The sequence below is a fragment of the Corynebacterium sp. c25Ua_89 genome (assembly GCF_047459735.1).
Lineage (GTDB): Bacteria > Actinomycetota > Actinomycetes > Mycobacteriales > Mycobacteriaceae > Corynebacterium > Corynebacterium simulans.
Window position 1 is genome coordinate 337,345 of record NZ_JASBOD010000002.1, and the last position, 13,649, is coordinate 350,993.

Genomic DNA, 13,649 nt, shown 5'->3' on the forward strand with positions numbered 1-13,649 from the left:
CGCACGAACTATCTCTCCTTTCCTACTCTCTTCCTACTTTCTTCGAGGAATTCACAACTTATGTCTCAAGCTCCCCGTTTTTCTCTCCGCCGGCGCGCTACCGCAATGTGTGCGGCCCTCGTGACCAGTTTTTCGCTGGTTAGCCCCGCACATGGCGCCATCGTGGCGAAACCGGTAGAAGAATCTGCCGCCGACGCCGGAATCAAGCTCTCCCCGCTGGGCACCTACGAGTCCGGGGTGTATGGCGAATCGGCCGCGGAAATCGTGGCCTTCCACGCCGCTTCCCAGCGCATCCTGACCGTCAACGCGGTATCGGGCGAGGTCGATATCCTGGATGCTTCCGACGCCGCGCACCCGCGCAAGGTTTCTACCGTCTCCGCTGGCGGCGACAAGGAAATCAACTCCGTCGCCGTCCGCCCTGATGGCCTTGCCGTCGCAGCCGTTCAGCAACAAGACAAGACCGAGCAGGGCGAGGCTCTCTTCTTTGACGTCAACTCGGGCGAGGAGTTGGGGCGTATTACCGTCGGAGCACTGCCGGATAACGTACACATCACTACCGATGGCGCTTACGCTCTGCTTGCCAATGAGGGCGAGCCTTCTAACGAGCTCAACGCAGCTGGCGATGACTACCTAAGCGATCCGGAGGGTTCCATCTCCGTCATCGCGCTGCCGCAGGATGTCGCAGCGCCGACGCAGGCAGATGCTCGCATCGCTGATTTCCGTTCTTTTGATAACACCCCGCTTCCCGCAGGCGTGCGCGTGTTTGGCCCGGAAGCACACGATGCTAGGCCTTCCATCGACTTCGAGCCGGAGTACATCACCTCCGCCGAGGGCAAGGCCTACGTGAGCCTGCAGGAAGCGAATGCCATTGCGGTCGTTGATATCGAATCAGCAAGCGTGGAAAAGATTCTGCCTGCCCACATCACTGACCACTCCCAAGTAGCCCTCGATACCTCCAACAAAGATGACGCCGCCGAGCTGCGCACCTTGGGGGTTAAGGGCTTGTCGATGCCGGATTCCATCGGCGCTTTCCAAACCAACGGTCAAACCTATTTCGCCACCGCAAACGAGGGCGATGCCCGCGAATGGGGCATCGATGAGGAAGATGACGGCACGGGCGTCTACTCCGAGGAGGCCGAGCTGAAGGACCTCATTAAGGCAGGAAAGGTATGTGAGGGCGCGCTTGGCGACGCCAACCTCGACGAGCTTGCCAGCAAGAAAGTCGCCGGCAACCTGAAGGTCACCACGGCTTCCGGCTGGAATGCGGACAAAGAATGCTTCGATACGGTCTATAGCTTTGGCAGCCGTTCCTTTTCTATCTACGACGCCACCGGCAATGTTGTATTCGATTCTGGCTCCGAGTTCGAGGAAATCAGCGCCAAACTGCATGCCGAAGGCCTCTTAAACCACAACGCCGACAATGAGTCTGCGGAGTTTGATGATCGCTCTGATAACAAGGGCCCGGAACCAGAGGCACTTGCCGTTGGCAAGGTGGGCGATAGGACCTACGCATTCATCGGCGCCGAGCGCCTCGGCGGCATCTTTGTCTACGACGTCACCGACCCCGCAAATGCTAAGTTCACCACCTACGTCAACAACCGTGACTTCAGCACCGATGAATTCTCCCAGGCCGGCGACCTAGGCCCTGAGGGCTTTGCGTTCGTAGACAAGGAGGACTCGCCAACCGGGCGTTACATGCTCATCGTCGGCAATGAGGTCTCCGGCACGACCACCACCTACGACATCGAAGACCTCGCCTCCGCAGACGAACCCGCGCGCGCCTCTTCCGGGGCTTCATCGCAAGGTTCTTCCCTGAGCTCGACCGGAAGCTCCGCGCATGGCTCCTCCGTGGGCGCGGCGCTGAGCATCTTCGCTTTGATCGCAGCGGTGGTCGGTGTGGCCTTCACACCGGGCCTACGTGACCAGATTCTCGGCTTCCTGCCTGGACATCTGCGCTCTGAACTGGAAAAATTCTTCTAGTAAAATTTTAGGCTCTTGATTCGCGCGAGCTTGCTACGGTAGATGAGTTATTAATTGCCTTCACTGGCTCCCGCGCCACACTCCAAGGAGAACTAATTCTCATGCGTCTTTCCACCACCATGGTCGCAGCTTGCGCCACCGGTCTCGCTCTCATCACCCCTGTCGCCGCAAACGCCGCTCCAGCTGCTCCCACGCCAGAACTGTCCGCTGAATGCCAGGCCCAGGTAGATAAGGCTGTTCAGGACCACAAGGATGCTGTTGAGGCCGGCACCGCGGGTTCTTCTTTCATGGGCCCACAGGAGCTGCTCAAGGGAATCCTCAGCGGCTACGGTTCCTCCGGCATGCCGGCAACCCCGCCATGCGTTGCTGCAGAAAAGGACGCCGCCGCTAAGGCCAAGGAAGAGGAAAATTGGTCAAAGATGCCGGAGTGGGCACAGTCCGCTCGCCCATCTGAGGAGACCAAGGAAGTCTTCGCTTGGGTCTCCATCGCCCTGACCGGCGTCGCTACGGTTGTCCAGGTCCTCGCAATGGTTGCTAAGGCTAACCCGGCCATCCTCGAGCCGGTCAAGCAGATGCTGCGCAACGCAGGCGTCAAGTTCTAAAACCTTAAAGAAGCGGCACGCGCTCCTCACTTTCGCGGGGTAGGGCGCGTGCCGCTTTTCGTATGTGGAAGACCTATTCAGAAGGACTAGAACAGTTCGCGGGTGGCGAGCTCGGCGCCATCGACAAGCGCTTGTAGCTTTGCCCACGCAATCTGATAGTGCAGACGCCCACCCAGGCCGCAGTCAGTCGAGGCCACGACGTTTTCCGGGCCTACCAGCTCGGCAAACTTGATGATGCGATCGGCCACGAGCTGCGGGTGCTCCACCGCATTGGTGGAATGCGAAACCACGCCCGGGTAGATGACGGTTCCCTCCGGCAGCTTGTGGTCCTGCCACACGCGCCACTCGTGGGCATGGCGCGGCGAAGCGCCCTCGAAGGAGAAACCACCGACCTTGGCCTGCAAAATCTCTTCGATGATGTCACCGAACGGGATGTCGGTGACGTGCGGCCCGTGCCACGAGCCCCAGCAGATGTGCAAGCGGGTCTGCTCGCGCGGGATGTCCTTGATGGACTCGTTGAGCACAGCGATGCGCTCATGCAGGAAAGCCTGGAAGTCAGCCACTGACGGCTCCGGCACCACGCTATCCCAGGCCTCTGCCAGGTCAGGGGCATCGAACTGAACAGTCAGACCAGCATCGGTGATGGCCTTGTACTCCGCTTTCAGGGCCTCACCGCAGGCGCGGACCAGGTCGATGTCTTCCTCATAGAACTTGTTGGGAAGGCGCGCCGCCGAGCCCGGTGACAATGCCGCCACGAAGCCGTTGCTGGCCCCTGTCTTGCTCATCGCCTGCTTCAGCAAGGAAACATCCGCATCCACCTGGTCTTGGCCAATGTAGGTCACGGGACCGGTGAACTCTGGGTTCGCCACCTTCTTGCGGCCGGTGAAAATGCCCGAGTCAGGGTCGTTATAGGCCTCCGCGAAAAGCGCTCGGTCACGGCGATCCTTCATCGAAGAAAGGCGAATCTTACCTGGCTCCGAGCGAATCTTATCGCCGATTTCCCAGCGATCCTTATCGGTCATCGTGAGCCCGCCCAAACGGGTAAAAGAGTAATTCCACCACGCGCCATAATCCACGGCACCTGAGGTGATATGGCCGTATTCTCCTTCGTTGAGGATGTCGATGCCCATATCCACTTGGCGCTTTACGACGTCGTCTACCGAGCGCTCCAAGATCTCGTGAAAGGCTTCATCGCTAATTTCTCCGGCAGAACGCTGAAGGTTAGCCTCCAGCAGTTCCTTCGTACGCGGCAGCGAACCCACGTGGGTCGTGCGAATCTTGTTGACCATAAGTGCGTGTACCTCCGTTTTTCTTCACTTCTAGACTGTGCTGTCTAGATTAACCGAAGGCTCCACGCGCTTTAAGGCTTTTGGCTCTTTAGATTCACCCGCTAAGTTCACCCATTAAAATCACGCGGCCGTCTAGCCCAGAATTCCGGCACCCATCGTGGCCTTCAAGTCACCCATCAGGTTGCCCGAACGCTCCACGCGCAAATGTTCGCCAAGGACCATCATGGTGGACTCCGCGCCGTCGACAAGCGTTAAGTACACATCTGACTCGCCCTTGTTATTGACCAGCACCTGCTTGAGCTTGGCGATGTTTTCCATCGTGCACTGATCCGTGCGCATGGTAAGGCGCAGCGGCAGGCCCGCTCCCCCACCTGGCCCCAAATCCGGCACCCGGATATCGGAGCAGAACAGGGACATACGCTCGTCACGAATCTTGACCTGTACTTTGGCCAAAATGATATTATCTTCCGCAATCTGCGGGGCCACCAGCGAATAGACCTGGTTAAAGACCAGAATATCCACCTGCGCGCCGTTGTGGTCTTCCATGTTCACAATCGCCCACGGAGAGCCATCACGCTTGGAAAAGCGCCTGTCAACGCCCGAGATAATGCCGCCGATAACCAGCTCCTGACCGTTGTGGACCTCGCCGGAGAGAATCTTCGGCAGTGGCGTATCCGTCTGCGATTCAAGTGCTTCCTCGAAACCGTCCAGCGGATGGCCGGAGACGTAAAGACCCAGCATCTCGCGCTCCAAGGCGAGCTCATGCTTGCGCTCCCAGTTGTCGTCCGGGATATCGATGGCGAAGGCAGAAGCCACTTCAGATTGCTCATCGCCGCCGAAGCCAGCAAAAAGGTCGAACTGCCCCTTGTCCGCTGCCTTCTTCGTGGTCTGCACGGCATCGACTGCATCCTCATGGATGAGCATCAAGCCCTTACGTGGGTGTTCCATGGAATCGAAGGCGCCGGCCTTGATGAGCGATTCCGTCACGCGCTTGGTGCAAGCGGTCAGCTCAATCTTGTCGAGGTAATCCGAAAAAGAGGTATATGCGCCCTTTTCCTTGCGGGTCTTGACGATGGACTCCACCACTTCCGAGCCGACGTTACGGATAGCGCCCATGCCGAAGCGAATATCCTCACCGACCGCCTGGAAGTTCTCCACGGACTCGTTGACGTCGGGCGAAAGCACCTTGATGCCAAGGTGCCGGCAATCGGATAGATAGATAGCGGACTTATCTTTCTTATCGCCCACCGAGGTCAGCAGCGCTGCCATGTACTCCGGCGCGTAGTAGGCCTTGAGATAAGCGGTCCAGAAGGAAACCAGGCCGTAGCCTGCGGCGTGGGACTTGTTAAACGCGTAGGAAGCGAAAGGCTCAATCGTGCCCCACAGCGCGTCCATGGCGTCCTTGGAGTAGCCGTTTGCCTGCATGCCGCCCCAGAACTTGTCGTACTGCTGGGCTAGGACTTCCGGCTTCTTCTTACCCATGGCCTTGCGGAAGCCATCTGCCTCACCAGCGGTGTAATTGGCCACCTTCTGGGAGATACGCATGATCTGCTCCTGGTAGACGATAAGACCGTATGTCTCATCGAGAATCTCACGCAGTGGCTCCTCCAGCTCAGGGTGAATCGGCGTGATTTCCTTGCGGCCGTTCTTGCGGTCCGCATAGTCCCAGTGTGCGTTAACGCCCATCGGGCCCGGGCGGTATAGCGCCAACGACGCGACGATGTCTTTAAAACCCGTCGGTTTCATGCGCTTAAGCAGCTCCTGCATGCCGCCGGAGTCCAGCTGGAACACGCCCAGGGTCTCGCCGCGGGAAAGCAGCTCGTATACCTTCGACACGTTGGGGTCGTCGGCGTGGATTTCTTCGAGGTGGATTTCCTCACCGCGGTTTTTCTTGATGTTTTCTAAGCAATCGCCGATGACGGTGAGGTTTCGCAGACCCAGGAAGTCCATCTTCAGCAGGCCAATAGCCTCGCATGCCGGGTAATCCCAGCCGGTAATATACGCGCCGTCGGCAGGCCTTTGCCACATCGGAATGTGGTCCATCAGGCGCACGGAAGCCATAATAACTGCACAGGCGTGCACACCGGCCTGGCGGACGACGCCCTCGAGACCACGCGCGGTCTCATAAATCTTCTTGACGTCCGGGTCCGTCTCAATCATCTGCCGGACCTCGGTGGCCTCCGAGTAGCGCTCGTGTTCCGGGTCCATGATGCCCGATAGCGGAATGTCCTTCGCCATGATGGCAGGCGGCAGCGCGCCGTTGATGCGGTCAGCCATCTGGAAGCCTGGCTGGCCAAAGTGCACCTTCGCGGAGTCCTTGATCGCCTGCTTGGTCTTCACGGTACCGAAGGTAATCACCTGCGCGACCTTGTCTTCGCCCCAACGATCGGCGGCGTACTGAATCATCTCGCCACGGCGGCGGTCGTCGAAGTCGATATCAATATCCGGCGCGGATGGACGCTCCGGGTTGAGGAATCGCTCGAAGAGGAGGTCGTGCTCGATTGGGTCGATATTCGTGATGGTAAGCGCGTAAGCCACCAGCGCGCCTGCCGCGGAACCACGCCCCGGCCCCACGCGAATGCCCACGGATCGCGCATGCTTGATGAGCTCGGCCACGATGAGGAAGTAGGAAGGATAACCCTTCATATCGATGACGCTGATTTCATACTCAGCGCGCTTCACGTACTCCTCCGGCACCTCCTTGCCCGGGAAGCGATCCTGCAGGCCCTCCATCACCTCGTGGGTCAGCCAGGAGGTTGGCGTGTGGCCTTCCGGCACGTCCGCAATCGGCATGCGGTCGTGGGTATGCTCCTCCCAAATCTCGCCGTAGTCCTGTACGCGTTCGGCGATCCACAGGGTGTTATCGCAGCCGTCTGGAATCATGTCATCCCAGATCTCACGCATCTGCGCTGCGGATTTGATGTAGTAACCGGTGCCGTCAAACTTGAAGCGATCCGGGTCCATGAAGGTCTTGCCGGTCTGCACGCACAGCATTGCCTCATGCGAGGGCGCCTGGCTTTCCAGCACGTAGTGGCAGTCATTGGTGACAAGCGGCGGCAGGTCCAGTTTGCGACCGATTTCCAACAGGCCGTCACGCGTGCGCTTCTCGATGTCGAGCCCGTGGTCCATGAGCTCCAAGAAGAAGTTGTCCTTGCCATAGATGTCCTGCCACATCGCCGCAGCCTCCAGCGCCTCGTCAAACTGGCCTAAGCGCAGGCGAGTCTGGACGTCGCCAGACGGGCAACCGGTAGTGGCGATGATGCCTTCTGCATGCTCTGCGATGAGCTCGGCATCCATACGCGGCCACTTACCCAATTGGCCCTCATAAGAAGCCAGCGAGGAAAGCTTGAACAGGTTTTTCAGGCCCGTCGCGTTTTCCGCCAGCATCGTTTGGTGCAGGTAAGCACCCGATGCGGAGACGTCGTCACGCTTTTGATCAGGAGTGCCCCACAGCACGCGCTTTTTGTTAAAGCGCGACTCCGGCGCCATGTAGGCCTCAATGCCGATGATGGGCTTCACACCCGCGCTGGTCATCCTCTTATAGAAAGCGTTAGAGCCATACATATTGCCGTGGTCGGTCATGCCCACGGCCGGCATCTCCTGGCGCACCACCTCATCGGCGAGCATGTCCACCTTGGCCATGCCGTCCAACATCGAGAACTCGGTGTGATTGTGAAGGTGAACAAAGGAGGAGTTTTTCGCCATGCGGGTTAGTTTAGCGGGCGCGTCAAACCCCGACGCCGCGCCGAAAATACTGACAAGAATTCTTCGCAGTTTCGGCTGCCAACGAGTACATTATTTCCCGATGATTTACACCATTGCTGCCTATCTCATGTGGGGCTTCTTCCCCGCTTTCTTCCCGCTTTTGCTGCCAGCGAGCCCGCTGGAGATTCTGGCGCACCGCATCGTGTGGACTGCCATGCTGGTTACCGGTTTCCTTTTCTTCACCGGCGGTTGGCGCGAGTTACGGGCGTTTAGCGCACGCAGGTGGGGATGGATGCTCGCGTGTGGTGTCGCCATTACGGTCAACTGGGGCACTTACGTCATTGCGATTAACTCCGGGCATGTTGCCGACGCCGCGCTGGGCTACTTCATCAACCCGCTTGTTTCGGTGGCGCTCGGCATCATCTTCTTGAAGGAAACGCTCAACAAGGCGCAGGCGGCATCGGTTGGCGTGGCCTTCATCGCCGTTATCTGGCTGACGTTTATGACCGGCCAGGCGCCGTATATCTCCCTGGCTTTGGCGTTTAGCTTTGGCATCTACGGCCTTATGAAAAAGCGCATCCACGTCTCCTCTACCGGTTCGGTGGCGGCGGAGACCATCGCGATGCTGCCGGTGGCAATCGGCTATCTGGTCTGGCTAACCTTCCAAGGCCAATCCACATTTGTCAGCGAAGGCCCCAGCCACATTGTGCTTCTGATTGCCTCCGGCCTGATCACCGCTTTGCCGCTGCTGTGCTTTGCCAAGGGCGCCAAACAGCTACCGCTGGCCACAGTGGGCATGCTGCAGTACATGACCCCTATCATGCAGATGCTTTGGGCACTATTTGTCAATCACGAGCACATGTCCACCGCCCGCTGGATTGGCTTTGGCATCATCTGGGTGGCGGTTATCATCTACCTCGCGGATCTGGTCCGCGCGCGCCGCGCTTCCCGACGCCTCGCCCGCTAACGCATCTCTTTCCGCGCTGCCTTTGCTCGGCGGCGCTTTTCTTTTTCTTCCTGCGCATCAAGCGCCCAGCGCGGCATCTGAAAAATCATAAACAAGCAATAGACAGCCACGAAGGCACAGATGCCAATCGAAAGCGGCTCACCGGAAGTAAAAAACAGAAACACCAGCCCAATAAGACAGAACACCAGCCCCACCCACACGGCAATGTAGGCAAAGCGGTAGTTCGGCATCCAGGCGCTGGTATCGGCAAAAATGCGCATCTTTATCCTCCTCTGTTTCCTTCTTCCGGTTCTGTTGCCAGCTCTTTTACAAGAGCCCGTGTGTGAGCATGCACTAGTGCTGCAAGGAGTTTAGGGGCCGGACGCCAAAGCTGCCCCAGGCGGCATCGGCAGGCGCGGGTTCTACTGCAGCAACCAACTCGTTGCCGGCAATCTCGCGCAGGCTATCGCCATCAGCCCAGACGATCACCGCATCCACCTTCGACGGCACATTCGCTTGGCCTACTCCCGCATAGGAATCGCGCAGGCGCTTTATTTCCGTATCGATAACGCCAGCGCGGTCTGCTCCTGCAGTAGGCTCCGGCACTGCCAATGGTGCCGCCATCCCTAAGATGATGGCGCTCATGCGCGGGGCCGGCTCCGCCAGAGCGGCGACCTGCTGCGAGTTCAAAGAATCGTCGAAGCTGACCAACGCATATGTCGGTTCATCGGCAGCAGCAAGCGCATCTGCCGCCCGCGCTATGTATTCCTCCCGCGACTCATTATCGGGGCCTAGCTGATCCCCCTGCAGAGCCACCGTCGATTTGGTACCGAAAAGCCCAAAGCACAGCAGGATGAATAGAACAAGCATTACTGCCATAACGCCCGCTGCTATCCGACGCCGCCGATAAATCTCCGGTGGATGCTTCATCCGCGTAGTTCCTCCAGTGCAAAGCGCAGATCATCCGGATACGGCGCCGATACCTCGAAGTACTTTCCCGTTCCCGGGTGGGTAAAGCCCAGCGTCACCGCATGCAGCCACTGCCTGACCAGCCGCAGGCGCTTGGCCAGGTTCGGATCGCAGCCATACATGGGATCGCCCACGCAGGGATGCCCCGTTGCCGCCATGTGCACGCGAATCTGGTGAGTGCGCCCAGTTTCTAGGTGCACCTCGAGCAGGCTGGCCTCGCGAAAGGCTTCAAGTAGCTTGTAGTGGGTCACGGCGTGCTTGCCATCGCCTACCACCGCAAACTTCCAGCCGGAGGAGGGATGGCGGCCAATCGGCGCATCGATGGTTCCCACAATCGGGTCCGGCAGGCCCTGGACCACCGCGTGATAGGTCTTGGTCACGGTGCGTTCTTTAAACGCTGCCTTCAGCTGCGAATAGGCGCGCTCACTTGCGGCCACCACCATCACGCCCGAGGTGCCGACGTCAAGGCGGTGGACGATGCCCTTGCGTTCGGTAGGCCCGGCGTCGGCAAGCTGGTAGCCCGCCGCGCGCAAACCGCCGATAACTGTGGGGCCTTCCCAGCCCAGCGTCGGATGCGCCGCCACGCCCACCGGCTTGTGCACGCAAATGACATCGTCATCGGCATAGAGCACATCCATGCCCTCGACGAGCTCTTCCTTCGGAATCAGCGGCTCCTCCGGTGCAGGCATCATGACGTCAATCCAGCCGCCTGCCTCCAAGCGGTCGGACTTGGCTACCGCAGCACCGTCCATCTCGACGTCGCCAGCCATGCACAAATCCGCAGCCTTTGCCCGGGAGATACCGATGAGCTTGGCCAAGGCGGCGTCGGCACGCATGCCCTCAAGGCCTTCTGGAATCGGAAGCCTACGACTCTCGCGCATCGCCACCTGCCTTTTCTGCTTGCTTCTTTGTATCTTCCAGCAACATCGCCACAATGAATACCGCTACGCCGCAGGTAATCGAGGCATCCGCCAGATTAAATACTGCGAACCGTCCCACGGAGATGTAATCCACTACATGACCAAACCAAAAGCCCGGCTCGCGGAAGAGGCGGTCGATGAGGTTACCCAGCGCGCCGCCGGCGATCATGGCTAAGCCCACGGCCTGCCATTTGTCCTTCATCCGCGGCGCCGCGATAGCCACGCCCACGACGAATGCCAGCTGAATGGTGGTAAACAGCCAAGTACTGCCCTCGCCGCCCATAGAAAAGGCCGCGCCGGGGTTAAACAGAAGGTAGAAACGGAACCATCCGCCGATAACATTCATCGGCTCCCCCTCAGTGAGGATGGACAGCATTATTTGCTTTACTGCTTGGTCGATGACGGCCACCGCGATCACTACCGCGGCCATCAGCCCAACGAAACTCCTTCTTTTTTGACTCACCCAAGTCATTCTAAACACCCGCTTCCGGTAATTTGGAATGCTGTGTTCCGTGTTAAAGCTTTAGCCACCGTTTCTGTCCTCGCGCTTGCCGCCTCACCGCTTAGCGCCTGCTCCTATGAAAAGCCTGCGCCAACCGTTGAGCAGCCGGTGGGCCTGCCAATCGACGCCCCGCGCATCACCGTCGAATCCGCAGGCAGCGGAGAAAAGCGGGTGCTTTCCTACCACGACGTCGATGCCGAGCAGAAAGTCACCTATTCCGTAACCGAGGGCTTTAGCCAAGACCTGATGAAGTCAACAGCTGCCAAGGACTTCAATGCCTCCAAGATTAAGGCGGCCACCACGACGCTGCCGCTTGAGGCCAGCGTCGATGAGGCTACCGAGAACGTCGAAGGTCAGCTGCCTGCTACCCGCAACGTTTTTGCCACCAGCGGCACGCCTGAATACTCCGGGGATGCTGACGCTTCCTCCGGCGAGGGATTCCAGTTTGGCTGGCGTGCCGAGGACTCGGGCCAGATGTCTTCGCTGCGCTTGGCCGCGCCGCAAGACGGCACCGACGAGGCCCGTGGCATTACTGAACAGGCCATCATGAAGCTGACTTCCCTGCCTGTAGTCTTCCCAGACGAGGAAATCGGCAAGGGTGCAAAGTGGTCAGTGGAATCCCGCGTGGCCGGCGAGTCCACTTTGCTGCAAACGGCAACTTATACGCTGGATGAGCAGGACGGCGACGTCGTCAAGCTCAGTGTTTCTGTAAAGCAGCGCCCATCCCTGGGCGCACTGTCTTTCGAGGGGCAAGCCGCGGGCACGGAGCTGGCTGATAAAGAGCTCAAGGTCATGGACTCCACAACCGATTCCTCTGGCCAGCTGACCGTGGACCTGTCGCAGCCACTGCCAACCGAAGGCGAGGTGGCCATCGACACCAAAATCACCTATGGCGCCGACTCCTCCGACCTGCGCGTGGTGCAGTCCACCACCACAGACCTGAAATTCGCCCCAGCTAAGTAATTCCCGGCTTCGAGTTTTAGCGCTTATTTTCTAGCGCTTGTTACTGCGCCGGCTGCTCGGCTGGCGCACCTTCTGCCGGTTGCTCGGCGGGTTGTTCTGCCGGAGCGCCCTCTGCTGGCTGCTCGGCCGGAGCGCTTTCTGCCGACGCACCTGCAGCGCCGCCTGCGGTATCCGCGCACATCGGCGGAACTTGCTCTGGCGGCACGATGTTGGAAACCAGGATGCAGGCCCAGTTCTTCGACAGCTTCCAGTCGCCGTTTTCGAAGACAAACTCAACCTGGTCTGCGGTCTGGCCCTGGCCGTCCGGGGTAGAGAAGTTAACGGTAGCCAGCGCGGATTCTGGGCTGTAGCCCGGCAGCACTGGGTCGACGACCTCAAAAACTGCGCCGGACTCTGCCTGGGAGGCCGCCATGACGTCAAAAAGCTCTGGCGCTTCCTCGGAGCCCTGCACGGTCTTGGTCTTTTCCTCGACCGGCACGTTCGGGTCGGTGGCCTTGGTCAGGATGGCGTTAAGAGCAGCGGCATCGGGAATCTTGGTGGAGGCAATCGAGGTCTCCTCCGCACTCGAGGACTTCTCAGCAGATGATGGTTTTGCCTTGTCAGCTTCGTCGGAAGAAGAGCAGGCAGCCAAAGCGGTAGCAGCACTAACGGCCATGAGAGCGGCCCCGAGCTTGGTGAACTTCACTTTTTCTCCTCACGTTGGGTGGCGCGACTTCGCATCTTAGCGCGCAAAAATTGTCGCTTTTCTTCACACCACATTACCCACGCCACTTCCATTTCCGTGCGCCCCGCGCCCACCAACACCATCTTTTTCGCTACTAATACCCCGCCGCTAATCGCTAGGGTGGAGTCCATGACTATCGCGCTTATCGCCACCGGCGGCACCATCGCCTGCACCGCGGCCGCGGACGGCTCGCTCATTCCAACAGTCACCGGCCAGGAACTGGCCCGTAGCCTTTCGGCAGACATTGAGGTCATCGAATTCCGCCAACTCGACTCCAGCTCCATCACCTTGGCGGATCTCGATGAGCTGCTCGGCACCGTCCACGCGCAACTCACCCGCACCGACATCGAAGGCATCCTCATCACCCATGGCACGGATTCCATGGAAGAAACCGCCATGGCGCTTTCCATTTTTGATCCGGGCGCAAAGCCCGTTGTTCTCACAGGCGCGCAGCGGTCTTTCGATCATCCCGGAGGCGACGGTCCGCGCAACCTCCACGACAGCCTGCACCTCATCGAGCAAGGAACCCCCGGCGTTTATATCCAGTTCGGAGGCATGACCATCCCGGCGCGCGGGGCACGCAAGAACCACACCTTTCATCTCAACGGCTTTGAATCGATGCCCGTTGGCGAATCCGAGCTCTTTCCCCTACCGCTTGCCCCACTCGCACCACACCCAGTTGCCATCCTTGCCGCGTACCCCGGCGCTGACGCCACGCTTGTCGACGCCGCCATTCCCCACTTTTCGGGCCTCGTCATCGAGGCACTCGGTTCCGGAAACATGGGCGAAGATATGGGCGAAGGCGTAGCGCGCGCACTCGAAGCAGGCCTTCCCGTTGCCATCAGCACCCGCGTGCCCTACGGCACTACTTCCCTCGCCTACGGCGGCTCCGGTGGCGGTGCAACGCTTGCCGATAAAGGCGCGGTTAGTGCTGGCGCTTTCCGCCCCGGTCAAGCGCGAATCCTTCTCGCCGCTGCCCTCGCCACCGGCGCCCCCGTCTCCGAAGTCTTCGCTGCGAAAGCGGCGCCGAAACAATACTCGCGCTAGCT

12 protein-coding genes are annotated in these 13,649 nt (G+C 59.5%); 5 read left to right on the forward strand and 7 right to left on the reverse strand.

Annotated elements, in window-relative coordinates; translation table 11 throughout:
* Positions 1-60 precede the first annotated feature (60 nt).
* Positions 61-1,980 carry a choice-of-anchor I family protein gene (locus tag QKB66_RS04420; protein WP_414252777.1) on the forward strand — a complete coding sequence of 640 codons (1,920 nt, stop codon included), beginning with the start codon at positions 61-63 and terminating at the stop codon, positions 1,978-1,980.
* A 101-nt stretch (positions 1,981-2,081) separates the two neighbouring features.
* Positions 2,082-2,582, forward strand: a complete 501-nt coding sequence (locus QKB66_RS04425) for a hypothetical protein (RefSeq protein WP_061923410.1) — start codon at positions 2,082-2,084, stop codon at positions 2,580-2,582.
* An 86-nt stretch (positions 2,583-2,668) separates the two neighbouring features.
* Here QKB66_RS04425 and QKB66_RS04430 read toward each other — a convergent pair whose 3' ends face one another.
* Together QKB66_RS04430 and dnaE are read right to left on the reverse strand one after the other, a co-directional pair.
* Positions 2,669-3,871 (reverse strand): cobalamin-independent methionine synthase II family protein, encoded by a 1,203-nt coding sequence (locus QKB66_RS04430; protein WP_311517916.1) that lies wholly within the window; start codon positions 3,869-3,871, stop codon positions 2,669-2,671.
* Positions 3,872-4,003: 132 nt separating this feature from the next.
* Positions 4,004-7,576: a DNA polymerase III subunit alpha gene (gene dnaE / locus QKB66_RS04435; protein WP_311517918.1), complete on the reverse strand. Its 3,573-nt coding sequence runs from the start codon at positions 7,574-7,576 to the stop codon at positions 4,004-4,006.
* Between the two features lie 100 nt (positions 7,577-7,676).
* Between dnaE and rarD the strand changes: the two genes are divergently transcribed.
* A complete protein-coding gene (rarD, locus tag QKB66_RS04440; protein WP_414252778.1) occupies positions 7,677-8,543 on the forward strand; it encodes an EamA family transporter RarD in 867 nt (288 codons plus the stop codon).
* Here rarD and QKB66_RS04445 read toward each other — a convergent pair.
* The 4 genes from QKB66_RS04445 to lspA all read right to left on the reverse strand — a co-directional run bounded on the left by QKB66_RS04445 (position 8,540) and on the right by lspA (position 10,883).
* Positions 8,540-8,803, reverse strand: coding sequence for a permease (locus QKB66_RS04445; RefSeq protein ID WP_248091431.1), 264 nt, complete (start codon positions 8,801-8,803; stop codon positions 8,540-8,542). The genes rarD and QKB66_RS04445 overlap by 4 nt on opposite strands.
* A 73-nt stretch (positions 8,804-8,876) precedes the next feature.
* Complete coding sequence (locus tag QKB66_RS04450) at positions 8,877-9,401, reverse strand: hypothetical protein (RefSeq protein ID WP_414252779.1); 525 nt, start codon at positions 9,399-9,401, stop codon at positions 8,877-8,879.
* Between the two features lie 47 nt (positions 9,402-9,448).
* Entirely contained in the window at positions 9,449-10,372 is a 924-nt protein-coding gene (locus tag QKB66_RS04455; protein ID WP_248091425.1) for an RluA family pseudouridine synthase, read from the reverse strand.
* Entirely contained in the window at positions 10,356-10,883 is a 528-nt protein-coding gene (lspA, locus tag QKB66_RS04460) for a signal peptidase II (RefSeq protein WP_248091422.1), read from the reverse strand. Before lspA ends, QKB66_RS04455 begins: the two co-directional genes overlap by 17 nt.
* Positions 10,884-10,916: 33 nt before the next feature.
* On the opposite strand from lspA, the gene QKB66_RS04465 reads away from it, so the two are divergent.
* Positions 10,917-11,876 carry a hypothetical protein gene (locus QKB66_RS04465; protein ID WP_311517921.1) on the forward strand — a complete coding sequence of 320 codons (960 nt, stop codon included), beginning with the start codon at positions 10,917-10,919 and terminating at the stop codon, positions 11,874-11,876.
* 40 nt (positions 11,877-11,916) lie between these two features.
* Here QKB66_RS04465 and QKB66_RS04470 read toward each other — a convergent pair whose 3' ends face one another.
* Complete coding sequence (locus QKB66_RS04470) at positions 11,917-12,561, reverse strand: hypothetical protein (protein ID WP_248091415.1); 645 nt, start codon at positions 12,559-12,561, stop codon at positions 11,917-11,919.
* Between the two features lie 168 nt (positions 12,562-12,729).
* Between QKB66_RS04470 and QKB66_RS04475 the strand changes: the two genes are divergently transcribed.
* On the forward strand, positions 12,730-13,647 hold the full coding sequence (locus QKB66_RS04475) for an asparaginase (RefSeq protein WP_414252780.1): 918 nt from the start codon (positions 12,730-12,732) through the stop codon (positions 13,645-13,647).
* The last annotated feature ends 2 nt before the right edge of the window (positions 13,648-13,649 follow it).

Coding starts and splice junctions, on each gene's coding strand:
- QKB66_RS04420 (WP_414252777.1), top strand. CDS start 61: ATGTCTCAAGCTCCCCGTTTTTCTCTCCGCCGGCGCGCTACCGCAATG.
- QKB66_RS04425 (WP_061923410.1), top strand. CDS start 2,082: ATGCGTCTTTCCACCACCATGGTCGCAGCTTGCGCCACCGGTCTCGCT.
- QKB66_RS04430 (WP_311517916.1), bottom strand. CDS start 3,871: ATGGTCAACAAGATTCGCACGACCCACGTGGGTTCGCTGCCGCGTACG.
- dnaE (WP_311517918.1), bottom strand. CDS start 7,576: ATGGCGAAAAACTCCTCCTTTGTTCACCTTCACAATCACACCGAGTTC.
- rarD (WP_414252778.1), top strand. CDS start 7,677: ATGATTTACACCATTGCTGCCTATCTCATGTGGGGCTTCTTCCCCGCT.
- QKB66_RS04445 (WP_248091431.1), bottom strand. CDS start 8,803: ATGCGCATTTTTGCCGATACCAGCGCCTGGATGCCGAACTACCGCTTT.
- QKB66_RS04450 (WP_414252779.1), bottom strand. CDS start 9,401: ATGGCAGTAATGCTTGTTCTATTCATCCTGCTGTGCTTTGGGCTTTTC.
- QKB66_RS04455 (WP_248091425.1), bottom strand. CDS start 10,372: ATGCGCGAGAGTCGTAGGCTTCCGATTCCAGAAGGCCTTGAGGGCATG.
- lspA (WP_248091422.1), bottom strand. CDS start 10,883: ATGACTTGGGTGAGTCAAAAAAGAAGGAGTTTCGTTGGGCTGATGGCC.
- QKB66_RS04475 (WP_414252780.1), top strand. CDS start 12,730: ATGACTATCGCGCTTATCGCCACCGGCGGCACCATCGCCTGCACCGCG.